We start from the raw sequence: 23,886 nt of genomic DNA, 5'->3' as shown, positions 1-23,886 counted from the left end.
CCTGACGCCGGATATATGTACGCAATCGACTTCCGTGTCCGTCAACTTCCGTTTGCTATTGGGAGCAGTCCATATATGTAGTAGGTCGCTTCCGAGATGCCGTACTTGCGGCACAGCTCCGCCGGCTTCAGGCCAGCCTCGGCTTCCTTCAAGATGCCGATGATTTGCTCTTCGGTGAATCGCCTTTTCATTGCCGTTCCTCTCTGGAACGGACTCTACACCGTCACCGTACTAAACGCGGGGAGCAGGTCATTCAGCGCCAAAGATCGATTTACTGACACAGTAAGATTAGAAGAGTGGCGTTGAAACCATGCCGGTATTGCACGGGGCCGCGACAAACGAGTCACTCAAGAAATTCGCTTCTTTCAGACCACACTGCAGACAAAACGCGCGCCGTGCCGCCACGATCATCAGAGGATTTCCACAGGCATATACTTCGAACGCCGACAAGTCCGAATAGTCGTCCTGCACAGCGTCTTGGACGAAACCTGTTCGCCCCTGCCAATCAAGCGATGGATCGGAAAGCACCGGAATGAAACGCAGGCGATCACAGGAGCGGGCCCACTCGACCGCCTCCTCGAAAGCATACAAATCTTCCTGTCGTCGCGCTCCCCAGTAGAACGCCGCACCGCGCCGCGCTATATCCTCGGCGTGTGTTCGCATCATCGACGCAATTGGGGCATATCCGGTACCGGAAGCAACAAAAATCAGTGGCGCGTCGGATTCACGAAGCGTGAACGTGCCAAAGGGCCCTTCGATTTTCAGCATGTCTCGCAGTTTCAGATTCCGATACACGTGCTGAGAGAAACGGCCGCCCGGGATCGCACGAATGTGCAATTCGATGACGCCGCTTTCTTCAGGGTTATTCGCCATCGAATAGCTGCGACGGTTGCCATCTCGCATCAACACATCCACATACTGTCCAGGCCGGAAGCAGAATCCGCTGTCCGCAGGAGCTTGGATCCGAACGACGGCCACGTCACTGCCGAGTCGCTCAACACTTGTAACGCGTGTGCCCACTTTCACAGTCCGCCGTCCGGTCACTTTCAATACTTCTGGTGAATCCAGAATCACATTCGTCGTTGGAATCGCCATGCAGGACAGACAATGCCCTTCCGTCAGAGCTTCCGGCCTGCCAGACAGATAACGAACACTTCCGGAAACAATCCGGGTCTTGCAAGCGCCGCATTCCCCTCGCCGGCAACTATGATTCGGGATGAAACCCGCTGCGAGCGCCACCTCGAGGATTGTCGTTTCTCCATCACATGAGAGTTCGACGTCTGAAGGCAGGAACCTGATCACAAGCGATGTCATAGCGAACATTCCTCACATATTTTCGCCGGCAGTCATCGCAACGTTACGCTTCAGGTCCAGTGCCACGTCGACGATCATGTCTTCCTGCCCGCCAACCATTCGCCGCTTTCCCAGTTCGACCAGGATGTCCGCCGTTTTGAGGCCATACCGTTGCGCCGCAACCTCCGCATGACGCAGAAAGCTCGAGTACACGCCTGCATAGCCGAGCGCGAGCGTCTCGCGATCCACCCGTACGGGCCGATCCTGCAATGGGCGTACGATGTCGTCGGCAGCATCCATCAGCGTATGAAGATCGGTGCCATGATTCCAGCCCATCCGCTCGGCCACTGCGATGAAAACTTCAAGTGGTGCATTGCCAGCACCGGCGCCCATTCCGGCCAGCGATGCGTCGACCCGGTCGCAGCCCTCCTCGACCGCGACCAGCGAATTCGCCACCCCCAGCGACAGGTTGTGGTGCGCGTGCATGCCGGTTTGCGTTTCCGGGCCGAGTACTTTCTTCAAGGCGCGAAAGCGATCCCGCACGCCGTCCATGGTGAGCGCGCCGCCGGAGTCGACAACGTAAATGCAGGTCGCACCATAACTTTCCATCTTCTTCGCTTCGATGGCCAGTTTCTCCGGCGTGGTCATATGGCTCATCATCAAAAAGCCGACCGTGTCCATACCGAGAACGCGTGCGTACTCGATATGCTGCTTCGAAATGTCGGCTTCGGTGCAATGCGTGGCCACGCGTACGACGCGCGCACCCGCGTCGTACGCGGACTTCAAATCATGAATGGTGCCAATGCCGGGCAGCAGCAGCGTCGCGAGCTTCGCGTGCTTCACCACATCCGCGACGGCTTCGATCCATTCGAGATCGGTGTGCGCGCCGAAGCCGTAGTTGAAGCTTGAGCCCTGCAGACCGTCGCCGTGCGCGACTTCGATCGAATCGACCTTCGCATTGTCCAGCGCACGTGCGATGTCCTGCACGTTCTGAATCGAATACCGATGACGAACCGCGTGGTTCCCGTCGCGCAGCGTCACATCTGAGATATAGAGTTTCTTGCTCATCGTGTTTCCCTTATGTCTCTCACGCGCCCTGCGCGCTCAAAAGCATCTGCGCCATGCGTTCGGCGGTCGCCAGCGCGGCCGAAGTCATGATGTCAAGATTTCCGGCATAAGCCGGCAGATAGTGCGCCGCACCTTCGACCTCCAGAAACACGGAAGTCTTCAGGCCGCTGATTTTTCCAAGGCCCGCAATATCGAGCGGTACACTCACCGGAATGTCGTCGAATTGCACTTTCTGCTTGAGGCGATAGCCGGGCACATAGGCATTCACCCTGGCCACGGCTTGCTCGATCGACTTTTCGACGGCGTCTTTATCCACCGAATCGGAAAGCGTGTAGACGGTATCGCGCATCATGAGCGGCGGCTCAGCCGGATTCAGCACGATGATCGCCTTGCCCTTCGCCGCGCCGCCTACGGCCTCGATGGCTCTCGAAGTCGTCTCCGTGAATTCGTCGATATTGGCACGCGTGCCTGGCCCCGCTGATCTGCTGCTGATCGACGCAACGATTTCCGCGTAGTGCACCTTCGCCACGCGCGACACCGCCGCGACAACGGGAATGGTCGCCTGCCCACCGCATGTAACCATATTCACGTTGTGCGTATCGATCTGGGCATCGAGATTCACGACTGGAACGCAATACGGGCCAATCGCGGCGGGCGTCAGATCGATGACGCGAATCGACGGCTTGAGCGTGCGCAGCAGCGCATCGTTCCCCACATGCGCGCCCGCCGAAGTCGCGTCGAACACGATATCGATTTCGCCGAAGACAGGCAGACGCGCGAGCCCTTCGGCACCTTCATGCGTAGTCGCCACGCCCAGGCGCGCGGCGCGTGCGAGACCATCCGATCCGGGATCGATGCCGACCATCGCCGCCATCTCCAGATACCGGCTATTGCGCATGATCTTGATCATCAGGTCGGTGCCGATATTGCCGGATCCGATTACTGCCGCTTTAAGTTTCATTCGATGCTCCTGGACGAGCGCGCGTTAGTGCGCACTGATAACCGCTTCGTGATTCGTGTAGAGACGTTCGACCTCACCGGCCCGCAGCGTGATGACCGCTCGCTGGTTGATGTAGCCTTTGTCGGTGATTTCACCGTGTTCCAGCGAAGGAGGCGCCGACAAGAGCATCGCGCGGGTCGGCCGTTGCGAAGAACCCATGCCCGCGCCAATTTCGACCAGCGTACGTGTCAAGGTTTCGCGCACTTCGCCGCAAGCGGCGAGTTGATCCCCGCTCATTACCCCAGCGTGATCGCCAGCCAATATACGAAGCGCCGGCGAAGGAAAAAGCAGCAGTCCCACCTCGTCCCGATCATGTCCCGTGATCACGGCATCGTGCACATAGGGATGGAATGCCGACACGATACGGACGCGCAACGTACCCACGGACACCCATGTGCCCGTAGTCAGCTTGAAGTCCTCCGCGATGCGGCCATCAAAAATCACGCCGGAATTGGGATCGGACGGATCGGCAAGGCGACCCGCATCACCAATGCAATAGAAACGCTCCTCGTCGAACGCGTCGCTAGTACGCTGGGGATCGTCGCGATAGGTCGTGAACACCGATGGGCCGCGAACGCGCATCTCGAGCTTGCCTTGCCAGGGTACGAACTTCAGGTCGACACCCGGCACTGGCACGCCGATATTGCGCGAATCCGCAGTCGCAAAATGCGCGCTCGTCACTACCGGAGCAGTCTCCGTTGCGCCCCATTCCGTCGTAAAGAAGACCGGATCGTCGCGAACCGTGGCGGCCAGCGCGCGAACGCGTTCGGCCGTCTTCTGCGGGAGGGCTGCGGCCGCGAACAACAGCATGTCGAGGCGTTCGAACAGCGCGCTCGTTGCCTCGGCGTCACGCTCGAGCAAAGGCAAAAGCGAGTCGTAGCCCTTGGGGACATTGAAGAACAGCGTGGGGCGTACGTCCTTCAAATTGCGCACGGTGCGCTCGACGAGCCCCGGCACCGGCCGGCCATCGTCGATATACAAAGCACCGCCATTGCGCAGAACCAGATTGAAGTTGTGGTTAGCACCGAACGTGTGGCTCCACGGCAGCCAGTCCAGAACGATCGGCCGGGCACGATCCACGAAACGCCAGCACTGCGCAATCATCTGCTGATTCGCGCACAGCATGCCATGTGTATTGACGACGACTTTCGGTTGCCCCGTCGAGCCCGAGGTAAGAAGCAGACGTGCGGCCGTTTGCGGCGTCACTGCGAGAAAGGCCTGCTCTACCGCATCGGTAACCATGCCCGCCTCGAGCTCCCGGAGCGCCATCGCGCCGGGACGGACATTCGACGTATAAACGACACGTGCGACGCTGCCATAGCCTTCGATAGCCCAGCCAAAGAGATCGCCGTCTTCCGCGTAGATCATCGCCGGCGCCAGTTGATCGAGCATCGCGTGCAGCTTCGAATGGTCTTTCGCGACCCGCGCATACGCTGACGAAACAATCGAAATCGGGCTGCCCACATGCATTGCCGCCAGCGAAAGCAGCGCCAGATTTACGCTGTTGTCCGACAGCGCTACGATCGTTGCGCCGTCCGGCAATCCCAGGTCGATCAAACCCTGTGCAATGCGCCTCACGCTATTCAGCGCGCTCGCGTAGGTCACTTCGCGCCACCCGCCGCCGCTTTCACGCTCTGCGATGAAGACGGCGTCCGGTGTCATATGCGCCCACTCGATCAGCCATTCTCCGACACAACGATGATACGGTTGCAACAGCTCGGCCGATCGCAGGACGAAGCTGCCATCGTCGCGATCCTCGCGCACGATGCGAGGGACCGCCAGTGCGCCGGCACGCACGAGCGGCGAAGAATGACGCATGCCCGTCAACATGCGTACCCCGGTACGCGCATGCTGCGCTGGAAGTCGGTGAATGTATCGCTCATGTCTCTCTCCCTCCTTTGCTTTCTCCGGACCGGCCGTCTACACCAGTTCGCAAAACACCGCGCCCAATCCGCCGATCTCCACCGCGATGCTCGCGCGCGGCGCTACCGCGACCATCGGCCCGAGCGCACCAGACAACACCACGTCGCCGGCCCGCAATACCTGGCCGTGCGTAGCAAGCTCCTTGGCGAGCCACCACGCCGCATAGAGCGGATTGCCCAGAGATCCCGCACCTGCGCCTTCGGAAACCCGCACGTCGTTCACCGTGCAGCGCATCGGACACGCAACGAGATCGAGTTCGCCAATCCGACGCGGCGTGTCGCCCAGCACATAGACACCGCAAGATGCGTTGTCCGCAATGGTGTCAACGAACGTAATCTTCCAGTCGTGGATTACGCTGTCCACGATCTCGATAGCGGGCAGCGCGAACTCGATCGTGCGTAGAAAACGCCCCCAACTGATGACATCGTCGTTCAGGTCGTGCCCCATGACGAAAGCAACTTCCGCTTCTGCTTTGGGCTGAACGAGACGCGCGGCCGGCACGGCTGCGCCACTCAGATATTCCATGTCGTCGAACAGTACGCCAAAGTCCGGCTGATCGACACCCAGCTGTTGCTGGACTGATTTTGACGTCAGACCAATCTTCTTGCCGACGATACGGCGACCCGCTTCTACCGCCGCGCGTGTGTTGATCTCCGCGACAGCATATGCAGCCTCGACTCCCGCAATATCGAACTGTTCGGAAATACGCGGAATCGTACGGCGGGCGGCACGCGCCTCCCGCAGCGCGACCGCAGCCTGTTCGATGCGCTGTTCATTCATTACACCTCCCCTTCGTTGCGCGCGGGGGACGCAACACGCCCGCGCCAGTTGTCGACTTGATGAACGAGGCTTGCGTCGTCACGATTCCGGGCGCCGATGCCCTTGACGTACTCTTGAGCCAGTCGGTCGACGATGACGGCAAGCGGCTCGACCGCCTGTACCGCGCCGACGCCATGGCCTGCTGACCAGACGTCCTTCCACGCTTTGGGTGCCGTGCTGATGTCGCCGGAGAAGTCAATCTTCTTCTCACCACTTGGCTGCGAAACACGGAGACCGGCACGCTCGATCGTCGGTTTGAGCCAGTTCGCCAGCACACCGGAGACCGACTTGGATGCCACCAGATCCTCCATGCCGCTCCCGACGAGCATTTCTCTATATGCTGGCTGTGCCAGAGATTCCTCGGCGGCGATGAAGCGCGTGCCGAGCACCGCGAAGTCCGCGCCGATCTGCTTTGCCGCCAACACGTGTGCGCCGGTCGACACCGCACCTGCGAGCCCCAGCGGGCCGCTCCAGAATGTTCGGACTTCATCGACGAATGCGAACGGGTGATATACGCCTGTATGACCTCCTGCACCCGCGCATACGAGAATGAGGCCATCAACGCCTGCCTCCACGGCCTTGCGCGCCATCGCCGGCGTGGCGACATCGGCCATAACGAAGCCACCGTAGCCGTGCACGTGATCCAGCACACGGCGTGGGCTGCCGAGTGCCGTTGTCACGATCTTCGGTTGGTAGCGCAACACAAGCGCCAGCTCGGCGTCGAAACGGTCGTAGCTGCTGTGGACGATCATGTTCAAAGCCCACGGTGCAGCAGCGCCTTGCGCGACACCGTCGGCGATGCCTCCAAGCGCTTCATCGAGCGCTGCCAGATTGCGCGCGTTCGGGGCAGCGAACGTGCCGACAACGCCTGCACGCGACGCTGCAACGACCAGTTCGGGACTCGAGACCAGAAACATCGGCGCGACCATCACGGGCAATCGCGTCGAAGCGAACAATGCGCGAAGCTGCGAGGACATGATTCTTTCTTCCATGTTGTACGTTTCAGCTGAAGACATTCAGGGCACTTTCCTGCGTGCGGCGGGGCCGCGGATTTCCCAGCCACCATCACTTTGCAGGATCGCCGCGGTTGTGGCCGGTGAATCGGTACGCGAGGCGAGCAGCACGTAGTGACCGGTGTGGTCCTCCGGCTGCGCGATAAACCCAAGCGGCATCGCATCGGCCACGGCGTCCGCGAAACCGGGGATATCCGACAGCCGGTCGTTCTCACGCCCGAGCGCCTGAGGCCCCTTCAGCGGCGTCACCGTGCCACCAGGGGCGACGCCGTTCACGCGTACGTCAGGTGCCAGCTCCCACGCAAGCTGCTTGATCAAGCCGACACACGCATGTTTCGACGCGACATAGACCGGACCGCCGCCGCCCGCATAGAAGCTCGCGTTCGAAAGCGTGAAGATCATGCTGCCGCGTGTGTCGCGCAGCGCGGGAGCTGCGCTCTGCGCAGCCAGCATGTAACCGAGGACGTTGACCGCGAACACTTCCTCGAAGGTAGCCTTGAGCGTCACGCCATCGAACTTGCGCAGCGACGCAAAGTGATCCCACACACCCGCGTTGGCGACCAGCGTATCGAGCTTGCCGAACGCGCGCACCGTAGCATCGACGGCTTGCGCATTTGCTTCGGGAGAGCGCACGTCACCCACTGTGATCGCGATGCGATCACCGAATTCGTCATGCATCATGTCAGCGTGCGCCGCGCTGCGAATCAGCACGCCGATGCCGGCCGCGCCCTCCGCAAGAAAGCGGCGCACGACCGCCAGACCGATTCCAGAACTGGCGCCCGTTATGAGCGCCACATCGTCGTTGAGCCAGCCCATATCAGAAGAACGTGTTGAGGTTTTTTGACATCAGCAGCGACTGCGTGATGACGATCGTTCGTTGTGCGATTCGCAGTTCGCCTTCGACTTCGCGCAGCGTGTCTTCGCGGCGGCCAAACAACAGATCGTTGTCGGCTTCACCGCGGCTACGGTAATTTGCGAACACCGACTGTACGATGTATTCGCCGGCGCTCTGCGCGTGGCTCGCCTCCACGTTGCTGATGACGTGGACATGGCGCGTCGGCGGATCTTCTGCCCAGGCGGACGGTTGCATGAAGCGCGCAACACGACGCTCGAGATCGAGATGGGTGTCGTCGAAATATGCGCCCCGGCCGCGCGCATATGCGCCCAACTTGTCCGCACGGCGCCGATTTTCAATCGACGGCATCCAGTAATGGATATCCGGCGTCATCAGCGCCAACCATTCCTCCCAGCGCTCGCAATCAAGCAGACGTGCTTCATGAAACAGAAACTGCTCGATCCGATGCGTCGTTTCGCGATCTGCTGCTGGACCGGCCGGTAACGCAAAATCGGCTATTGCATGCGCATTCATGCTTCCACCCCGCTCGCATCGTGGCAGAAGGCACTTTCCGGCAATTTCGCGATATCGCGGCGCGGGACCTCATCCCAAGAACGTGCGCCCATGAAGTCTGCCCAACGCTGATAGAACGCGCGATGATTCGCTTCATTGACCTGATTTCGGTAGACGTTCCCGGGCAGATCCGTATCGTTCAACTGCGTTCCGAAGCCGAGCCCCATATACAGATCCTGCTGACGCGTCACGAAACCGGCGTTGGTACGCGTCGAGAATTCGAAATTCTCTCCGTCGTCCATTTCAAACACACCGGAAGGCGAGAACGTCATCATCGTACCCTTGAGCCAGCGATCCTTGATGTCCTGCGGCGCGCTGCGGTTGACGATGGTCCACGTATGCAATTCGATCTTGCCCGGTCCACGGGGATGCCAAACGCGGAACGTGTTCTGCCCCGGGAGGAACGACAAATTCGGAAATACACTCACGGACGAAATCGAACCAATCATCTTCGAGCGGAACTCGCCCAGGCGTTCGACCACTTTGGGCTGAATTCCGTAGAGGTACTTCCGTATCGCCTTGTCGCCGAGCGTCGCAGCATTGCCAACGGTGTCCAGATTGAATTCCCAACCATGGCCGTTGAAATTAACGTGATACGAATCCGGATCGCGACAGACGTCCGCAACCGGCCCCCCCAGCATCGCGCGAGCCGCGGAATCGTGGGTCCAGAGTGCATGATAGATATCGCCGATGAAGTTCTCGACCGGTACCTTCCAGTTGCAGTTGATCACGGATTTCACGCAGCCGCCGATAAATTCCGTGCCATCGCCATCCATATCGAGCATCACGTCGAGGTAGAAGCGAAAATCGCCCAGCCATTCGTCGAGCGATGGCGCACCGGCATCCATATTTCCAAACACCAGCCCCTTGTACAAAGCAACCTGTGCGACCGGATGCAGGCCATGCTCGGGCGTCTTCATGCCGCTGGCGTCGAAAAGTTCTTTCCCTGCCATCCCGCGCAATCCACCGTCGATCCCGAAGCTCCAACCGTGATAGTTGCAAACGAAGCCACGAGCGTTGCCCGCGTCGGTAAAAGCCAGTTTGTTCCCGCGATGCGGGCAGGTGTTCAAAAATGCTTTGATCGAATTGTCCTTTTGCCGGACCACGATGACGTTGTCCTCGGCCATATAGGTCGTGAGGTAGTCTCCCGCTTTGGCCAACTGCGATTCATGCCCGAGAAACAGCCAACTGCGCGCGAAGATCTTCTCGAGTTCCTGCTCGTAGATCGCCCTATCCCAGTAGACGCGCCGCGAAAGACTGCCCTTCTCGAGGTTGATGAGCCGATCAAGATACGGCAGCGGTTCGCTCGCGACGTCGCGCTTGAGCCGCGGGCAGGCACCTGTGCAATCGTGAGACATATGCATCCCCTTCAAACCGCCGAAACCGCGTCTTCGGACTCAGCGTCGAGATCGGCGAAAACTTCATCGCCCTCTTCGATTACCCGATAAGTGCGCAGATCGACGGTGCACGGAAACGCCATGGCCTGGCCCGTGGGTATGTGGAACTGGCCGTCGTGCACGGGGCACGCGATCAAGTCACCGTAGACGATCTCGCCCGCCGTCAACGATGCAGTCGCGTGCGTGCAGGTATCGCTGGTCGCGTAGAAGCGACCTTCGATGTTGTAGACCGCCAGCGGACATGCGCCGTGTTCGACCTTGCGCATTTCGCCGGGCGCGAGATCCTCGCGCTTGAGCAGAAAGATCTTGTTCATTGCTTACTCCGTTATTGCAGATGCAACTGGACGAAACCGAGTCCCGTCACCCACTCGGGCACGGGTGCGTAGTCGATGACCTCACCGCGTGCGCCGGCGAGCGCGCCCATCGCGCACGCCCAGTTTCGTATTTCCATGCCGCCGTTGCCGCCGTTCTCGAGGATGTACGCGTCGCTCAGACGCGCGAGTGCGTCGGCATCGCCACGCGTTGCATAATCGAGGATCTCGCGATCGAACGTCTCGTTGACGCGCCCCATTTCCGCCGTGCCGACCCAGTGACTGAGGCCTCCGCTGCCGATCACCGCCACGCGTTCGTCGGCCGGCCATGCCTCGACAGCCGCCCGGATTGCGTAACCCACCGAGACCGCACGCGAAAGCCGGATATAAGGATCGACGCCGGCCGCGAGGTACACCGGAATCGTGCCCACCCGCATTCCGGCGTCCCGCAGTGGCTGCACGATCAGCAGGTTCGGGATGCCGACGGAGTGGTCGACAGTCAACGCGCGCGCAACCGCCCAGTCAAATCCGTTTTCCAGACCGTGTTCCGCAATGTGCTGTGCGAGCGGAGCGCTGTCGGGAATCACCCCTCGCTTGAGCCCCGGCAACGCGTCGAGCGGACCGTCTACGTCGCCCGTGCCAATCAGAAAACTCGGCAGGCACTGCGTGCCGAACAGCATGTAATGATCAGCACCGACGATAACGACGCTCGTGGGGCGCAGAACGGCCAGCCTCTCGGCGCAGGTATCGAATGCATTCCACATCCGCTCGCGGATCGGCTGCGCAGGCGCCTCAGGTGTGACGAACATCACGGGATCATGTGGCACAAGAAAGCCACCCACCATTTTTGCCATCTCGGCTTGCTCCTTTATTGTTTGAGCGCAGCGACGTGGATGGCCTCGTTATCGCTGACCGGACGCAACCGCGCCATGTAGGCGCGCATGTCACGCTCGGGCGACAATTCCTGCCAGAATCCCATTGTCAGCATCGGATTGACGCCTGTGTTTTGCAGCGCGAGGACATCGAAATCGAGCACCATGCGGCGTTCCTCGTCATCGAGCACGTAGCGGCGCAGAAAGCCCTCTGCATCCTCACGAAAGCGCTGCTTCGCGGCACGATCGACGTTCAACTGGTGAAGGACACGTTCAAGTAGGTTGCGGCTCATGGCGCTTACTCGCAGAAGGCGGTCACGAGACGCAGGAAGTCGGCGCGCCGCTCGGTCTGGACCCAGTGGCCGCATTGACCGAACAGATGCAGGTCGGCGCGCGGAATTGCACGTGCCAGCAGCTGCCCGCATTGCGGTGGCACGACGCGATCCTCACGACCATGCAGCACAAGTGCCGGCGCCTGAATTTTCGCGACCACATGCTCGGGGAAGCCCTTCACGACGGTCGGACCTTCTGCAACGGGCTGGGGAATCAGTTTGCGCAGAGCGTCCTGCGCGCCGGGCCGCGCGCTCGCGTCGAAGCGCGACTTGACCATTTCCGGCGTGATGATCGACTGGTCGAACGGGAAGAGCCGCATGGTGCGCTCCATGTTCTCAAGCGACGGCTCGTATTCCCATGCCGAACGCAGCCCCGGCGTCTGTTCAAACTCGCCCGCAGGCGTGCCGAGCAGGACGATGCGCTCGACGCGCGATGGGTCGAACACCGCGAGACCCAGAGAGAGAGCGCCGCCAAACGAGTTGCCGACGAACGACGCCTTCTCGATGCCCAGTGCATCCATGATGCCGACGAGATGGCGTACCCACAGCTTGATGTCGTACTTGCTGTTTTCCTTGAACTCCGTAAAGCCGAAGCCCGCGATGTCCGGCGCGATCACGCGGAACCTTTCCGCGAGATCAGGCATCACTCCCTTCCAGTTGGTCCAACCTGAGACGCCCGGCCCTGAGCCGTGCAGCAGAAACAAGGGCTTGCCCCGCCCTTCGTCGAAATAATTCGTGCGGTGCTCCCCTGCGATCAGTTCCTTGCCGACTCCGTCAAGCTTCGTCATCACGCTTCTCCATACGCATACGTATGCGTATGGTAGGTGGCACACGTGGCTCAGTCAACGAGATGCTTCTCGGGGTTAACGCGGCATGACCTGATGCCTTAACTGCAACGCGACACGCAAGACGCGTTAGCGATGCCTGTAAAATGATCGTTTTCCGGAGTGGCCATGGCATCAAGAACAGGCAATAAGAGCGGTCGGGGACAATTTGGACCGGACGACTGGATTCGTGCAGCGCAGCGGGTTTTGGAAAGCCGATGCATTGACGCCGTGCGCGTGGAAGTGTTGGCCAAGGAAATGGGCGTCACAAAAGGCAGCTTCTACTGGCACTTCAAGGACAGGGACGACCTGCTACAGCGCATGCTTACGGCATGGCGGGATGTGGCCACCGAGCAGATCATCTTTCGGTTCGAGAGCCGAGGACTGTCGGCGCGTGAGCTGATACACGACCTCATCTCGTTGCCGTTCAGGGGCGAATCGGCAAAGCAAGCCGCAGCGACAGAGCTGGCAATTCGTGCCTGGTCCCGCCGCGACGAATCTGCTCGAAACATATTGAACGAAGTCGACGCAAAGCGGCTGAGCTACATTGCCGAATGCTTCCGGGCACTCGGCTTCAGCGCGGTCGAAGCAAAATCGCGAGCATTTGTACTATACAGCTACGAATTGTCAGAATCATTGCTTTCTCAGCAAGGGTCTGCCAAGCAGAAGGACGACCGACGTACGTTCATCGAGAAGTTATTGACGACACCACTTAACAGTGAGAAGGAATAAATCATCGAGAAGACGTGGCGAACCTGACAGTGCTCGACCACGCCGACAAGGTTGTGATCTGCGCCCCCTTCGGCAGGGAAGCCAGCTTAGAAACTGCAACCAAATCAACAACGGGGCTGTTTACTCCAATGAATGCTGTACCTTCTCGTTGTTTCTTCGACGAAAAGGTATCGCTAAACCGATACCTGACGACGAACTTTGGGCACCGATCGAGCCGTTTCTGCCCACTCCCAACCAAGGCGAAGCCGCTACCCAAGGCACAAGCCGCTCACGTAACGTCCGACGATGTCGACTCACCTGTCGTCGAGGCCATCGCACGAATCCCACCGGCCGCAAGCACCCACAACAACGCTTCCGACTGGACGATGCTCCGAATTGAGCAAGGCTTCGATCTGACCACCGTCAGCTAGGATGAACGGGTGATGACCGCTGGTGCCCGAGCGACAGCCTAGGAATCCATCAGGACCCACAAATCTACCGGGCAAGACAAGGTGCGATGCACTGAAGCAGGTCGGCTGTCATCTGATATCTCCGCGCGCCGGCTCACGTGACACGCCAATGAGTCATGCTGCCAACCCGTTCATCGAATTGGCAACCGGATTCATTTTGCGGCGTCGCAACGTCCAATGCACACGCATCGATTCGCTTCCAGTTGGAAATGACATCGTTGGACGAATCAACGCCATGCAGCGATGCTATGTCACGCGGCACCCTATCGCTCAAAAAATTCGCGAATCGCAGCGACCGCGCGCCATACACCTTTGTCGTCGACATCCATATGTGTGACGAGCCGCAGCCGATAGTGACTGGCAACTAGAATCCCGCGATGCCTGAGATAATTTACCAACTCGTCGAGGCGGCCACGTGCGCCCTCACTCAATTCGAGAAATACGACATTGGTTTCCGTCGCATCAACCTGAATCTCGGCGACGGCGGAAAGTCCGGTTGCGAGTAACTTCGCTCGCCGATGATCCTCAGCGAGCCGTTCGATGTTGTGATCGAGCGCGTAGAGGGCCGCTGCCGCGAGCACACCAGCCTGACGCATCGCCCCTCCCGCGATTTTGCGAATGCGCCTAGCCCGGCCGATAAACTCGGCGCTACCGCATAGCATGCTCCCCGCCGGCGCGCCCAGCCCTTTGCTGAAACATACGGAAACCGAATCGAAACGTCCGGCGATCCTATATGCTTCGATGGCCGGCGAGACCCCAGTCGCCGTCGTCTGCGCAATTGCGGCATTGAAAAGGCGCGCGCCGTCGAGATGAGTGGCGAGACCATATGCCGCGGCAAGACTTACTGCCGCGTTCACATAGTCCCGTGGCATTACCCGACCACCCAGAGTGTTCTCCAACGTCAGCAGCCGGGTCGTGGCGAAGTGCTCGTTGGCGGGCTTGATCTCCCCGGCGATCTTCTCAAGCGGGAGCGTCCCGTCCGGCGCATGTTCGATCGGCTGGGGCTGCACGCCGCCGAATACGGCGGCGCCTCCTCCCTCCCACCGATAGCAGTGGGCGTTGTGTCCGACGATGTACTCGTCGCCCCGTCCGCAGTGTGCAAGAATCGCGCACAGGTTGCTTTGCGTGCCTGTCGGCACAAACATCGCCTCCTCGAAACCCAGCATGGCGGCGACACGCTCCTGAAGCACGTTGACCGTCGGATCCTCGCGGTAGGTATCGTCGCCAACAGGAGCACGCATCATAGCGTCGTACATGTCGGGCGTAGGCCGCGTTACGGTATCACTGCGTAAATCGACAATCTCGCTCATACGGTTCCCAGCCTTCCATCAAGCTCAACATTGACCACGGACAGCCAGTAACCAATGCCGAACGGGAGAGCCTCGTCATTAAAATCGTAATGAGGCGTATGAACATTGCCGCCGCCGTCACCGCCATGCCGGCCGTTGCCGAGCAAAATATAAGCACCTGGCCGCATGCGCAGCATCGATGCAAAGTCCTCTCCAGCGGTAACGCGCGGCAGATCACCGTTCACTGATTTCGCACCCACGAGGTCGACCGCAGCGGCGATCACGTTGTCGGTAGCATCCGGATCGTTGATAAGGGGTTCGGATAGCCACCAGCATTTTGTAGCCGCTTTGGCGCCCTCGGACTGCGCAAAGGACTCGGCAAGCTCAGCGATACGTGTCTCGAGCAACCGCTGAACGCCGCGCGTAAATGCACGCATCGTTCCACCGATCCGCAATTCCGGGGGAATCACGTTCAACGCGTTCGGATCCCCCGCCGTAATGTTTCCGACACTAATTATTGCCAGCTCCAGCGGAGGCACGTTACGGGCAACAAGGGTCTGCAGACCGAACAGGAAATGAGCGGCTACGATTCCCAGATCGACAGACGTATGCGGACTTGCACCGCCGTGCCCGCCCGAGCCAGTGAAGCGCACCTCGAAGCGGCCCGATGCCGCCATCATTTCGTGTTTGCGGATGCCGAACGTACCTACCGGTAGACCCGGGTAGGTGTGCATTCCGAAAATACGATCACATGGGAAGCGCTCAAACAGGCCACTCTCGATCATCGCAAGGGCACCGCCGCGCCCTTCTTCCGCCGGTTGAAAAATCAGATTGACCGTGCCTGCAAAGTCGGGATTGGCCGCCAGTACTTGGGCGGCGCCGAGCAGCATGGCGGAATGTCCGTCGTGTCCGCAAGCGTGCATCACACCATGCCTCGTGGACGCGTGAGCAAACGTATTTGCTTCGCACACGGCCAATGCATCCATGTCGGCTCGCAATCCGATGGAGCGCGTGCCGGCTCGCCGACCACGAATGGTTCCGACCACGCCGGTTCCCGCGATTCCCTCCGTAACTTCGACGCCCCATTTCCTCAGCTTCCCTGCGATTAGCGCCGCCGTGCGCGTCTCCTCGAAACCGAGTTCTGGATGAGCATGAATATCATGACGAATGGCGATAATTTCATCGATGCTCTGTCTGGCAATAGCAAGTGGGCCGCTCATCGCTTCACCTCGATGTCGCGGACGGTAACGGTCAACGTATCGTTTCCGTATTTTCTTGAGCCCGGCTTCGTTATTGCCGGATACTGCACGGTAGCCATCAAATTTCCTCACAGAATGAAATCTACGCGCAAACCACCTCTCCTCAGCAATCGAACGCGGTCGCAAAGGAATTGCCGCCAATGGCAATACGTTAGAAAAGATGTTTCATGCCGACCCGAGCCAGAAACTGGTTACTGGTCGACGACGACGCCGTCAGGAAGATCGACGCGACGGCTCCCGCTCCCGTCGCTCGCTGGCCAGCGAGTTCGATATAGACATCCGTTCGTTTCGACAGGAAGTAGTCGACGGCACAATTGACCGTGTACCAGTGCGATTGTTCGAACCGGTCGGCCGATAACTGGGCGTCCAGCTGGATGAACGGCGACATCTGATAGGTCGTGCCGAAACGCAGGATTTGGTCGGTCGAAGTCACCGAGCCGAGTTTCAGACGCGTATTCGAATAGACCAGCGAGGGAGTCCACGCGCCAAGCTGGTAGTACGCTCCAACGGCAGCGATACGCTGATTGTCAAGTGTCAGTGTCGAACCGCTCTTCACCTTGACACCTAGGACGGTAGGTGCCCCCAGACTGCCTGCCCGCATCGGTGCGCCGTTGATATCCGTCAGAACTGCGACCACAGAGAACTGGCCATTCGTATATGTCAGATTGGCGCTGTACGCTCGACCGGCATTAGTCGTCAACGCGGCGGCATTCTGACCGAATGCATACATCGCGCCGTATGTGAACCCCTTGAGATTCGCGCTCTGGAATTGCACTGAGTTATTCAGGCGCTCTCCGGCCACACGATCGATATCGGAGTTCTCGACGCTGTATATCCCGCAGTTGAAGCACGACATATAACGATCCAGAAGGATCGTGAAGTCATATTGCCGCCCTAGTGTCACTTGGCCAACATCGTCGCGGCGAAGGCCCAGATAAGCCTGCTTGCCGAACAGAAGCCCACCCTGTCCGAGAGCGCCGGTACCAACAGAATAACCGTTTTCTAGTTTGAATAGTGCGGATAGACCACCTCCGAGGTAATCAACACCCGCAAAACCGACGGCGTTGTTTTTGCTGATTCCGTCTTGGAGCATCACGTTTGAATGTCCACCCATGTTGTTGACATAGGTCAGACCGCCGTCGAGACTTCCGTAAATCGTCATGGAAGACTGGGCAAACGAGCATGCACAAATAGCTTGCATTAAAATTCCAAACAAAATCTTATTCCTCACATCTCCTCCATATCTTTACTTTGAATACATAATTGCAATTATTTACCGCATTACTAATTATGCAAATCAGATTGTTAGTTCATTTATTCCATTAACGCTCTTAAAGATCCGTTGTCAGACAGTGCGTGCAACAGTACCTGTGCCGACGCGTTTTGGTAGCAGGCAAACCCCGAAAAATCCGATCACTGCGCTGAGCGTGACGTAGTAGATCGGTGCCAGATTGCTTCCCGTCGCGTTCACCAGCCACGTATTGATGAAGGGCGCGGCACCTCCAAAGATCATGACGGAAACGTTGTAGACGAGTGCCGTGCCAGTCGCCCTGACTTCTACCGGAAAAATCTCGGCCAAGACAATCGGCGCGGGCCCCCAAATAAAACCCATGAAAATCGCTACTCCGATTTGCAGTTCCAGCAAGGTTTGAAAAGATGGAGCGGCAACGAATCGATGGAACAGGAACCAAGCGGTTAGGCCGTAGCCCACCACCCCTATCTGAAGTACTGCCACGCGCCCGACCCTGTCGGACAGATGTCCGGTCAGTGGACAGAGAACCACCACGATTGCCGTGCTGATAAACGTACTGTAGCTAGCGTTAGCCGCGGAAATGCCGAGCTGTTGTTTCGCAAAGATTGGCACGAAAAAATTGAAGACGAACGCAGAAACTGTACCCACCACGCAAAATCCGATACCGGAGAGGACGGAACGCTTGTGATTCGCAATCAGGTGTTTCAGCGACATGTGGCGGACCGGTCTACCGTCGCGGGCAGTGGCGCGGACGTGTGCGAGGAACTCAGGCGACTCGTCGACCGTCGAGCGGATCAGCCACCCCACTGGCCCGACCAGCATGCCGAACAGGAACGGCAAACGCCAGCCCCACGCTTCGAACTGCGCGCCATCCAGATGCGCGGACAGCAACCAGGCAACCGCAGCACCGCACGAAGTTGCCAGCGCCTGCGCACACATCTGGAAACTGCCGAAGAAGCCGCGGCGGTTCGCCGGCGCAAACTCCACCAGCATCGTCGTGGCGACGCTAAACTCGGCGCCCGCGGAGATCCCCTGAATTATCCGCGCCACCATAATCAGAATCGGCGCACCTATGCCAATAGCGGCATAAGTCGGCATCAGTCCAATCATGCCGGTTCCCAGCGCCATCAGACTGATGGTGAGCGACAGTGCCTTGCGCCTGCCAACACGATCTCCATACACGCCCAGCACGACACCGCCCAATGGTCTGACTAGGAAACCCACTCCAAACGTGGCAAGCATCAGCGATAAAGAAGCGAGCGTGTTGGCCGTGGGAAAGTACAGACGTGCGATGGTCGTGGCAAACACGCCGTAAATCACGAAATCGAACCATTCGAATGCGTTCCCAATTACCGATGCCAGGATCACTCGCTTTATCATCGCCGGACGTGGCGTCGACAGCATTTGCATTACCATTTCCTCCGATTTATTGTCGAGCCGGTAGCGATCTGTGGCCTGCCATGTGATCCGCCGCTCCGGCGGCTAAGTCTCAGGTTCAATTTTCTGAACACGGGCTTGAAAAAAATCATAAGTAGACGAAACAGTAGCGTACAGTCTCAATCGGGTTGACGTGACAACCTATAGTTTTCCCTCATAACCTTTTTGGCGTCCCATGAAGCTTCATCAGTTACAGGCACTGGTCGCAGTCGCCGATACCGGAAGTATCCGCGGCGCAGCGCGCCTGACCCGGTTGTCGCAGACCGCTGTCAGCAAGGCCTTGAGAGAGTTGGAAAGCCAGCAGCAATTGACCCTTCTGCAACGCACGGCGAGTGGTGTCGAGTTCACCGAGGCAGGTCACAAAATCCTGCGACACGCGCGGTTGATTCTCGGGCAGTTCGAACAGGTCGACGCCGAACTTGCGGAATTGCGCGGTGACGTTTCCGGGCGTCTGGTGGTCAGTGTCGCTCCATGGATCATCCCGACCTTCTTGGCGGAATTGGTATTACGCTTCAGAGAGCGCACGCCCGGTGTACAGTTGGAGATTTTCGAAAGTCTGACGGCCGTCGCATTACCCAGGCTGCGCGACGGCATCATCGACGTTATGGTCGGGCCGCTTTCCGCAACTATGTCGGTTCAGGAGTTCGAGTGCGAGCCGTTGCTTGACTACCATTCGTGCGTCATTGCACGACATGGCCATCCCTGTGCGGACAGGACGTCGATTCACCAACTTCTCGATCAGAACTGGGTGGTCAATTACACGCCAGCCACCTATTCGTCGATGATGCGCAATCTTTTCTGGCGCCACGGCGCGACGATCGAGTCCGAACACATTCATTGCGCCCACTCGAGCTCATTGATGTTTGAACTGGTAGAGCATGGCAACATGCTCGGTTACTGCCCACAACCCTATCTCGTCATCGAACCGATCGGCAGCAGTCTTCAGGCATTGCCGTTGGCGGAACGCTTCGATGCGAATCACCTCAACATCATCACTCGACGCAACGCGATACGTAAGTCAGCTTCGAAGTGCTTCGTGGATTGCCTGCGCGATGTCATAAGACAGCGTTCTCGCTCAGCGGCCGAGAAAGACAGAAAGCTGTTCGATCTGTTGACTTTGTCGTTCTGAATCCACCGTTCAGGTGCTCGTTGACGCGAGTCTTGCGACTGTCGCCACCCGCGCGCCGCCAGCGGGTGGCTGGGCGAAATCACTTCGTCGAACTCGCTCATAGGCGGGCTGTCAATGTGAAACCTTCGCCTGCGCCGATCTCGTCGAATACCAACGGTGCGGAATTGAGTTCGGACGACCGACCGCCGAGCCGGACCCGCTGCTCCCATGTCCCCCTCGGATTGAGCTGTAACAGCCACGCATGCAAGCCACGCTGCTCGTCCGCTCGCCGTCCTTGAAACACGAGATCGGCCCCGACAGAGGTGGCTCTGCTCGTTCGGACAGTATTCTGAGATTTTTAAGGCAGTATGACTTTCCGTGAGGCGGGGGCTGGCCTGGCGTGGGGAAGCAAACGCGGGTTAGCATCGCTGCCAGAGCCGCACGGTGTGGACAGGACCACACCCGGCGATTTCCACCACGGAGGCCAGCATGAAGGACGATAGCACGGTGTACGTTGGGTTGGATGTGCATAAAGAATCGATTACGGTCGCGTATGCAATCGACGCAGGCGAAGTCGAATCGCTTGGCAAGATCGGCACAACCCAAACGGAGATCGATCGGCTGTGCAAGCGGCTGCAATCAAAGGCGTCGCACGTGCGTGTGGTTTATGAGGCTGGTCCGTGCGGCTACGGGCTATATCGGCAGCTGGTGCAGCGCGGGTTCGAAAGTATGGTCTGTGCGCCATCGCTGATTCCCAAGAAGCCCGGCGAGCGAGTCAAGACGGACCGACGCGACGCCGCGAAGCTCGTGCGCTCTCTTCGCGCGGGCGACCTGTCGGCCGTGTACGTGCCAGATGTCGAAGACGAAGCCTTTCGGGATCTGGCTCGAGCATGGGCAGCAGTCAAAGAGGATTTGCGGCAAGCCCGGCAGCGCCTGAAGTCGTTTCTACTTGCACACGGCGTAGGTTATACGGGCCGCGCGAACTGGAGTGAATCGCACCGGCGCTGGCTTTGCGAGTATTCGTTCGCTAACGCATGGCAACAACTTGCATTTGAAGAGCATAAACGCACGATCGAGGATCGGCTCGTGCAGTGTGGACGACTGGAGACGGCGTTGCGCGATGCAGTCGTCAGCTGGCGCTTTTACCCAGTGGTGCTGGCTCTGCAGGCGATGCGCGGAGTGCAGTTTGTTACGGCGGTCGGCATGGTTTCAGAATTGGGAGACCTGTCGCGCTTCACGCATCCACGTCAACTCATGGCGTGGCTTGGTGTGACACCCTCGGAGCATTCGTCGGGCAGTAAGCGGCGTCAGGGCAGCATCACCAAGACTGGCAACAGTTATGCCCGCAAGCTGCTGGTGGAAGCTGCCTGGAGCTACCGGCACATGGCACGCGTCGCGCCGGAGATTCAGCGGCGTCACGAAGGGCTCCCCAAAGAGATTATCGAACGGGCGTGGGATGCACAGTTGCGGCTGTGTCGGAGATATCGCAAGCTCGTGGCCCGCGGCAAGAATGCCAACATCGCGGTTGTTGCCGTTGCTCGCGAATTGGCCGGTTTCATCTGGGACATCGCCCGACTCGCGATGGCGCTTGCATTACCGCATGGCGTGCAGTCCGCATGACGTGATATGGATAAGCGATGAACTGATCGTGCAGGAAGTTTCCTGAAGGCGGCGTAGCCCGGTATTCGAGCAATCCGCGTTTCCACTTCGCAACGGGCAGTCCCCGACTTGCGTTTTAAGAAAGCGGCAGGCTCATGAGACGGAACTCTGTAATGCGGTAACCAACCCGCGTATGTCAGTGTGATCCACCGTCGAGCATTACTGCTACGTCGCCCTCAGGAAATTCGGAAACCTATTGAAAGAGCTTGAAAACCGAGCGTACTTGACACGGAAAGTCATATCAGTGGAACGTCCGAGGCAATCATGCTGCCGATTTGATCGCAGGCAGCGTCGCGAAGTATGCCTCGTCCGGCGTCTGATCCTTCAGGCTCGAATGGGGCCGATTCCGGTTGTACAGATCGATGTATTCGCCGATGGAGCGCCGGGCGTGGCCGCCGCGGCGCTCACCGTACAACAAGACGAGATCGTCGAGCTTGACGTCGAAATCGCTGGAACGTCTGTCTGCGATGTAGCTCTCGGAGAGGTTGTATTTGACCTTGTCGTAGCCCAGCTCTCCCGGAGATTGCTCCTCAAGAATCATCCGTTCGTATTTCATCCGATCGCCTCATGAGTTTGAAACGTTGTGCTCCTGGATTGCGGCGTCAACGTACGCTTCATGATGGAGGCCGATCCGGCGGGAGCCAGTCCTCCCAGCGGAGGAGCGGCAGCTACATATGATCCCTAGCGTTGCCGAGTCGTTTTGCTCGCGAGCAATATTTTGAGCGCTGAAGTCCTACGATGCGATGGTAAGCGCTCGACACGTACCGTCTGTTCATGAGGGCACGGCACCGGCAATCTGATTCCCATCAGATGTAATGGGAATCAGATTGATGAAGCCAGTGGTGCATGGAAGACGACCCGGATCGAGGAACTACACGAAGGAGTTTCGGGAAGCGGTTGCTGCCGAAGCGAACGATCCGAACCGCTCGATTGCCGAGGTAGCGCGTGCGCACGGCTTGAACGCCAATATGGTCGCGCAGTGGCGAAGAAGCTTACTCGATACGCAACCTGCATCGTCGGTACCAAACATCGCGCTGCTACCGGTTGATGTGGTCGATCTGCCTGCGAAGGACATCCCACATCGCGCTCTGCCGCAAACGCCGGACGTGTCGGCGAGCCCGGCGATGCCGCCAGGCTGTGAAATCGAGATCGAGGTCGGCAAACGACGTATCCGTATCCGCGGTGTGTCGCAGGAGTTCGCCGAACAGTATTTGCGAGACTGTCTGAAGTGATCCCGCCGAACACGCGAATCTGGATCGCGGCGGGCGTCACGGACATGCGTTCCGGCTTCAACTCGTTGGCCGCGAAGGTACAAACCGTGCTGGAGAAGGATCCCTACAGCGGGCACGTGTTCGTGTTCCGGGGTAAGCGCGGCGACTTGCTGAAGTGCTTGTGGTGGTGCGACGGTGGCCTGTGCCTGCTCTCGAAGCGCCTCGAGAAAGGACGTTTCGCGTGGCCGCGCGCCGATGCCGGTGTTGTTGCGCTGACGACCGCTCAGCTCGCGCTCTTGCTCGAAGGTTTCGATTGGCGGCAGCCGATCGATGCGGTACGCCCGCGAAGCGCATTGTAAACGTTCATTACGCGTGGAGAGCTTGTCGGTGGCGTCGTGTAAGCTCACCGCATGTCCGCTGCTCCCACCGATCTCCCCGACGACATTGAAGCGCTGAAGGCGATGGTCGCCAGCGCGATGACCGGTCAAGCGCTTCCGAGGAGCCCGCGGCGGTCTGGTTCACCTACACGCCGGATCGACGTGGTGAACATCCCCAGCAGCATCTCGCGCACTTCGCTGGCGTGCTGCAGGCCGACGCGTTCGCTGGTTACGCCGAGCTGTATCTCGACAGTCGCGTCCAGGAAGCTGCATGTATGGCCCACGCTCGCCGGAAAATCCACGACCTGCATGCGGTGCGTCCCAATGCCGTAACCGAAGAGGCACTGCACAGGATCGGCGCGCTCTACAAGACCGAAGAGCAGATCCGCGGCAAACCGCCCGATGAACGACGCAGAGTACGTCAGGCACAAGCGGTGCCGTTGCTCGACGACATGAAGCTCTGGTTCGAAGCGACGCTCGCCACGCTCTCTGCGAAATCCGACACGACCAAGGCACTTCGGTATGCGATGAATCGCTGGTCGGCACTGGTCTATTACTGCAGCGACGGGCAGGTGGAGATCGACAACCTGATCGCCGAGCGGGCGCTGCGTGGCGTCGCGATCGGGAGGCGCAACTACTTGTTCGCCGGCGCCGACTCCGGTGGCGAACGTCCCGCCGCGATGTATAGCCTGATCGGCACGGCACGCCTGAATGGCCTCGATCCCGAGGCGTATCTCGCCTACGTGCTCGAGCGCATTGCTGACCATCCGATCAACAGCATCGACGAACTGCTGCCGTGGAACGTGGCTCTGTCGCTGCCGTCTACTGCTCATGTCGCGCCCATCCGATAGTA

At 59.1% G+C, this 23,886-nt stretch carries 25 protein-coding genes and 2 pseudogenes; 7 read left to right on the top strand and 20 right to left on the bottom strand.

Annotated features, from left to right (window positions below; all coding sequences use genetic code 11):
• Positions 1-77: 77 nt before the first annotated feature.
• The 14 genes and pseudogenes from DIE17_RS35050 to DIE17_RS34985 all read right to left on the bottom strand — a co-directional run.
• Positions 78-191, bottom strand: a pseudogene (locus tag DIE17_RS35050) (transposase); the annotation flags it as partial.
• 97 nt (positions 192-288) lie between these two features.
• A complete protein-coding gene (locus DIE17_RS35045; RefSeq protein WP_185633867.1) occupies positions 289-1,314 on the bottom strand; it encodes an FAD-binding oxidoreductase in 1,026 nt (341 codons plus the stop codon).
• A 12-nt stretch (positions 1,315-1,326) separates the two neighbouring features.
• Positions 1,327-2,361 carry a 4-hydroxy-2-oxovalerate aldolase gene (dmpG, locus tag DIE17_RS35040; protein WP_124489776.1) on the bottom strand — a complete coding sequence of 345 codons (1,035 nt, stop codon included), beginning with the start codon at positions 2,359-2,361 and terminating at the stop codon, positions 1,327-1,329.
• A 19-nt stretch (positions 2,362-2,380) separates the two neighbouring features.
• Positions 2,381-3,322 carry an acetaldehyde dehydrogenase (acetylating) gene (locus DIE17_RS35035; RefSeq protein WP_124489775.1) on the bottom strand — a complete coding sequence of 314 codons (942 nt, stop codon included), beginning with the start codon at positions 3,320-3,322 and terminating at the stop codon, positions 2,381-2,383.
• 24 nt (positions 3,323-3,346) lie between these two features.
• Positions 3,347-5,191 carry a feruloyl-CoA synthase gene (locus DIE17_RS35030; protein ID WP_260430320.1) on the bottom strand — a complete coding sequence of 615 codons (1,845 nt, stop codon included), beginning with the start codon at positions 5,189-5,191 and terminating at the stop codon, positions 3,347-3,349.
• A 90-nt stretch (positions 5,192-5,281) separates the two neighbouring features.
• Complete coding sequence (locus DIE17_RS35025) at positions 5,282-6,064, bottom strand: 2-keto-4-pentenoate hydratase (RefSeq protein WP_124489774.1); 783 nt, start codon at positions 6,062-6,064, stop codon at positions 5,282-5,284.
• The gene (locus DIE17_RS35020; RefSeq protein ID WP_260430319.1) at positions 6,064-7,119 is read right to left on the bottom strand and encodes an NAD(P)H-dependent flavin oxidoreductase; all 1,056 of its coding nucleotides are present in this window, start codon (positions 7,117-7,119) and stop codon (positions 6,064-6,066) included. Before DIE17_RS35020 ends, DIE17_RS35025 begins: the two co-directional genes overlap by 1 nt.
• Positions 7,120-7,932, bottom strand: a complete 813-nt coding sequence (gene hcaB, locus DIE17_RS35015) for a 3-(cis-5,6-dihydroxycyclohexa-1,3-dien-1-yl)propanoate dehydrogenase (RefSeq protein ID WP_124489773.1) — start codon at positions 7,930-7,932, stop codon at positions 7,120-7,122. It lies immediately after the preceding gene.
• 1 nt (position 7,933) lies between these two features.
• Positions 7,934-8,485 carry a 3-phenylpropionate/cinnamic acid dioxygenase subunit beta gene (locus DIE17_RS35010; RefSeq protein WP_124489772.1) on the bottom strand — a complete coding sequence of 184 codons (552 nt, stop codon included), beginning with the start codon at positions 8,483-8,485 and terminating at the stop codon, positions 7,934-7,936.
• A complete protein-coding gene (locus DIE17_RS35005; protein ID WP_124489771.1) occupies positions 8,482-9,882 on the bottom strand; it encodes an aromatic ring-hydroxylating dioxygenase subunit alpha in 1,401 nt (466 codons plus the stop codon). The genes DIE17_RS35010 and DIE17_RS35005 overlap by 4 nt, the downstream gene beginning before the upstream one ends.
• An 11-nt stretch (positions 9,883-9,893) precedes the next feature.
• Entirely contained in the window at positions 9,894-10,235 is a 342-nt protein-coding gene (locus tag DIE17_RS35000) for a non-heme iron oxygenase ferredoxin subunit (protein WP_124489770.1), read from the bottom strand.
• An 11-nt stretch (positions 10,236-10,246) separates the two neighbouring features.
• The gene (locus DIE17_RS34995; RefSeq protein WP_124489769.1) at positions 10,247-11,086 is read right to left on the bottom strand and encodes a protocatechuate 3,4-dioxygenase; all 840 of its coding nucleotides are present in this window, start codon (positions 11,084-11,086) and stop codon (positions 10,247-10,249) included.
• Positions 11,087-11,100: 14 nt separating this feature from the next.
• A complete protein-coding gene (locus DIE17_RS34990) occupies positions 11,101-11,397 on the bottom strand; it encodes an extradiol ring-cleavage dioxygenase (RefSeq protein ID WP_124489768.1) in 297 nt (98 codons plus the stop codon).
• A gap of 5 nt (positions 11,398-11,402) precedes the next feature.
• A complete protein-coding gene (locus DIE17_RS34985; RefSeq protein WP_124489767.1) occupies positions 11,403-12,224 on the bottom strand; it encodes an alpha/beta fold hydrolase in 822 nt (273 codons plus the stop codon).
• A 165-nt stretch (positions 12,225-12,389) separates the two neighbouring features.
• On the opposite strand from DIE17_RS34985, the gene DIE17_RS34980 reads away from it, so the two are divergent.
• Together DIE17_RS34980 and DIE17_RS34975 are read left to right on the top strand one after the other, a co-directional pair.
• Positions 12,390-12,992: a TetR/AcrR family transcriptional regulator gene (locus DIE17_RS34980; RefSeq protein WP_124489766.1), complete on the top strand. Its 603-nt coding sequence runs from the start codon at positions 12,390-12,392 to the stop codon at positions 12,990-12,992.
• A gap of 14 nt (positions 12,993-13,006) precedes the next feature.
• Positions 13,007-13,402, top strand: a complete 396-nt coding sequence (locus DIE17_RS34975; protein ID WP_124489765.1) for a hypothetical protein — start codon at positions 13,007-13,009, stop codon at positions 13,400-13,402.
• A gap of 302 nt (positions 13,403-13,704) precedes the next feature.
• Here DIE17_RS34975 and ltaE read toward each other — a convergent pair whose 3' ends face one another.
• The 4 genes from ltaE to DIE17_RS34955 all read right to left on the bottom strand — a co-directional run bounded on the left by ltaE (position 13,705) and on the right by DIE17_RS34955 (position 18,651).
• Positions 13,705-14,751: a low-specificity L-threonine aldolase gene (gene ltaE, locus DIE17_RS34970; RefSeq protein ID WP_124489764.1), complete on the bottom strand. Its 1,047-nt coding sequence runs from the start codon at positions 14,749-14,751 to the stop codon at positions 13,705-13,707.
• Positions 14,748-15,950 carry an amidohydrolase gene (locus tag DIE17_RS34965; RefSeq protein ID WP_124489763.1) on the bottom strand — a complete coding sequence of 401 codons (1,203 nt, stop codon included), beginning with the start codon at positions 15,948-15,950 and terminating at the stop codon, positions 14,748-14,750. The genes ltaE and DIE17_RS34965 overlap by 4 nt, the downstream gene beginning before the upstream one ends.
• A 190-nt stretch (positions 15,951-16,140) precedes the next feature.
• Entirely contained in the window at positions 16,141-17,190 is a 1,050-nt protein-coding gene (locus tag DIE17_RS34960) for a porin (RefSeq protein WP_124489762.1), read from the bottom strand.
• 144 nt (positions 17,191-17,334) lie between these two features.
• Positions 17,335-18,651 (bottom strand): MFS transporter, encoded by a 1,317-nt coding sequence (locus tag DIE17_RS34955; RefSeq protein WP_124489761.1) that lies wholly within the window; start codon positions 18,649-18,651, stop codon positions 17,335-17,337.
• Positions 18,652-18,853: 202 nt separating this feature from the next.
• Between DIE17_RS34955 and DIE17_RS34950 the strand changes: the two genes are divergently transcribed.
• A complete protein-coding gene (locus DIE17_RS34950) occupies positions 18,854-19,807 on the top strand; it encodes a LysR family transcriptional regulator (protein WP_124489760.1) in 954 nt (317 codons plus the stop codon).
• A gap of 97 nt (positions 19,808-19,904) precedes the next feature.
• Here DIE17_RS34950 and DIE17_RS38205 read toward each other — a convergent pair whose 3' ends face one another.
• Entirely contained in the window at positions 19,905-20,090 is a 186-nt protein-coding gene (locus tag DIE17_RS38205; protein ID WP_260430318.1) for a DUF746 domain-containing protein, read from the bottom strand.
• Between the two features lie 185 nt (positions 20,091-20,275).
• Here DIE17_RS38205 and DIE17_RS34940 point away from each other — a divergent pair, with 185 nt between their 5' ends.
• A complete protein-coding gene (locus DIE17_RS34940; protein ID WP_124489886.1) occupies positions 20,276-21,406 on the top strand; it encodes an IS110 family transposase in 1,131 nt (376 codons plus the stop codon).
• A gap of 301 nt (positions 21,407-21,707) precedes the next feature.
• Here the strand turns inward: DIE17_RS34940 and DIE17_RS34935 are convergent, their stop codons facing one another.
• On the bottom strand, positions 21,708-22,001 hold the full coding sequence (locus DIE17_RS34935; RefSeq protein ID WP_124489806.1) for an integrase core domain-containing protein: 294 nt from the start codon (positions 21,999-22,001) through the stop codon (positions 21,708-21,710).
• Positions 22,002-22,275: 274 nt separating this feature from the next.
• Here DIE17_RS34935 and tnpA point away from each other — a divergent pair, with 274 nt between their 5' ends.
• From tnpA to tnpC, 3 genes and pseudogenes are all read left to right on the top strand, one after another.
• Positions 22,276-22,677 carry an IS66-like element accessory protein TnpA gene (gene tnpA, locus DIE17_RS34930; RefSeq protein WP_185633865.1) on the top strand — a complete coding sequence of 134 codons (402 nt, stop codon included), beginning with the start codon at positions 22,276-22,278 and terminating at the stop codon, positions 22,675-22,677.
• The gene (gene tnpB / locus DIE17_RS34925) at positions 22,674-23,015 is read left to right on the top strand and encodes an IS66 family insertion sequence element accessory protein TnpB (protein WP_036047966.1); all 342 of its coding nucleotides are present in this window, start codon (positions 22,674-22,676) and stop codon (positions 23,013-23,015) included. Before tnpA ends, tnpB begins: the two co-directional genes overlap by 4 nt.
• A 113-nt stretch (positions 23,016-23,128) precedes the next feature.
• A pseudogene (gene tnpC, locus DIE17_RS34920) lies at positions 23,129-23,884 on the top strand (IS66 family transposase); the annotation flags it as partial.
• Positions 23,885-23,886 lie beyond the last annotated feature (2 nt).

This window comes from Burkholderia sp. Bp9099, from assembly GCF_003857805.1.
Lineage (GTDB): Bacteria > Pseudomonadota > Gammaproteobacteria > Burkholderiales > Burkholderiaceae > Burkholderia.
The sequence above is the reverse complement of the archived record's forward strand: the minus strand, read 5'-3'. Positions and strand labels throughout refer to the sequence as shown.

Coding starts and splice junctions, on each gene's coding strand:
- DIE17_RS35045 (WP_185633867.1), bottom strand. CDS start 1,314: ATGACATCGCTTGTGATCAGGTTCCTGCCTTCAGACGTCGAACTCTCA.
- dmpG (WP_124489776.1), bottom strand. CDS start 2,361: ATGAGCAAGAAACTCTATATCTCAGATGTGACGCTGCGCGACGGGAAC.
- DIE17_RS35035 (WP_124489775.1), bottom strand. CDS start 3,322: ATGAAACTTAAAGCGGCAGTAATCGGATCCGGCAATATCGGCACCGAC.
- DIE17_RS35030 (WP_260430320.1), bottom strand. CDS start 5,191: ATGTTGACGGGCATGCGTCATTCTTCGCCGCTCGTGCGTGCCGGCGCA.
- DIE17_RS35025 (WP_124489774.1), bottom strand. CDS start 6,064: ATGAATGAACAGCGCATCGAACAGGCTGCGGTCGCGCTGCGGGAGGCG.
- DIE17_RS35020 (WP_260430319.1), bottom strand. CDS start 7,119: ATGTCTTCAGCTGAAACGTACAACATGGAAGAAAGAATCATGTCCTCG.
- hcaB (WP_124489773.1), bottom strand. CDS start 7,932: ATGGGCTGGCTCAACGACGATGTGGCGCTCATAACGGGCGCCAGTTCT.
- DIE17_RS35010 (WP_124489772.1), bottom strand. CDS start 8,485: ATGAATGCGCATGCAATAGCCGATTTTGCGTTACCGGCCGGTCCAGCA.
- DIE17_RS35005 (WP_124489771.1), bottom strand. CDS start 9,882: ATGTCTCACGATTGCACAGGTGCCTGCCCGCGGCTCAAGCGCGACGTC.
- DIE17_RS35000 (WP_124489770.1), bottom strand. CDS start 10,235: ATGAACAAGATCTTTCTGCTCAAGCGCGAGGATCTCGCGCCCGGCGAA.
- DIE17_RS34995 (WP_124489769.1), bottom strand. CDS start 11,086: ATGGCAAAAATGGTGGGTGGCTTTCTTGTGCCACATGATCCCGTGATG.
- DIE17_RS34990 (WP_124489768.1), bottom strand. CDS start 11,397: ATGAGCCGCAACCTACTTGAACGTGTCCTTCACCAGTTGAACGTCGAT.
- DIE17_RS34985 (WP_124489767.1), bottom strand. CDS start 12,224: ATGACGAAGCTTGACGGAGTCGGCAAGGAACTGATCGCAGGGGAGCAC.
- DIE17_RS34980 (WP_124489766.1), top strand. CDS start 12,390: ATGGCATCAAGAACAGGCAATAAGAGCGGTCGGGGACAATTTGGACCG.
- ltaE (WP_124489764.1), bottom strand. CDS start 14,751: ATGAGCGAGATTGTCGATTTACGCAGTGATACCGTAACGCGGCCTACG.
- DIE17_RS34965 (WP_124489763.1), bottom strand. CDS start 15,950: ATGAGCGGCCCACTTGCTATTGCCAGACAGAGCATCGATGAAATTATC.
- DIE17_RS34960 (WP_124489762.1), bottom strand. CDS start 17,190: ATGCAAGCTATTTGTGCATGCTCGTTTGCCCAGTCTTCCATGACGATT.
- DIE17_RS34955 (WP_124489761.1), bottom strand. CDS start 18,651: ATGCAAATGCTGTCGACGCCACGTCCGGCGATGATAAAGCGAGTGATC.
- DIE17_RS34950 (WP_124489760.1), top strand. CDS start 18,854: ATGAAGCTTCATCAGTTACAGGCACTGGTCGCAGTCGCCGATACCGGA.
- DIE17_RS34940 (WP_124489886.1), top strand. CDS start 20,276: ATGAAGGACGATAGCACGGTGTACGTTGGGTTGGATGTGCATAAAGAA.
- DIE17_RS34935 (WP_124489806.1), bottom strand. CDS start 22,001: ATGAAATACGAACGGATGATTCTTGAGGAGCAATCTCCGGGAGAGCTG.
- tnpA (WP_185633865.1), top strand. CDS start 22,276: ATGAAGCCAGTGGTGCATGGAAGACGACCCGGATCGAGGAACTACACG.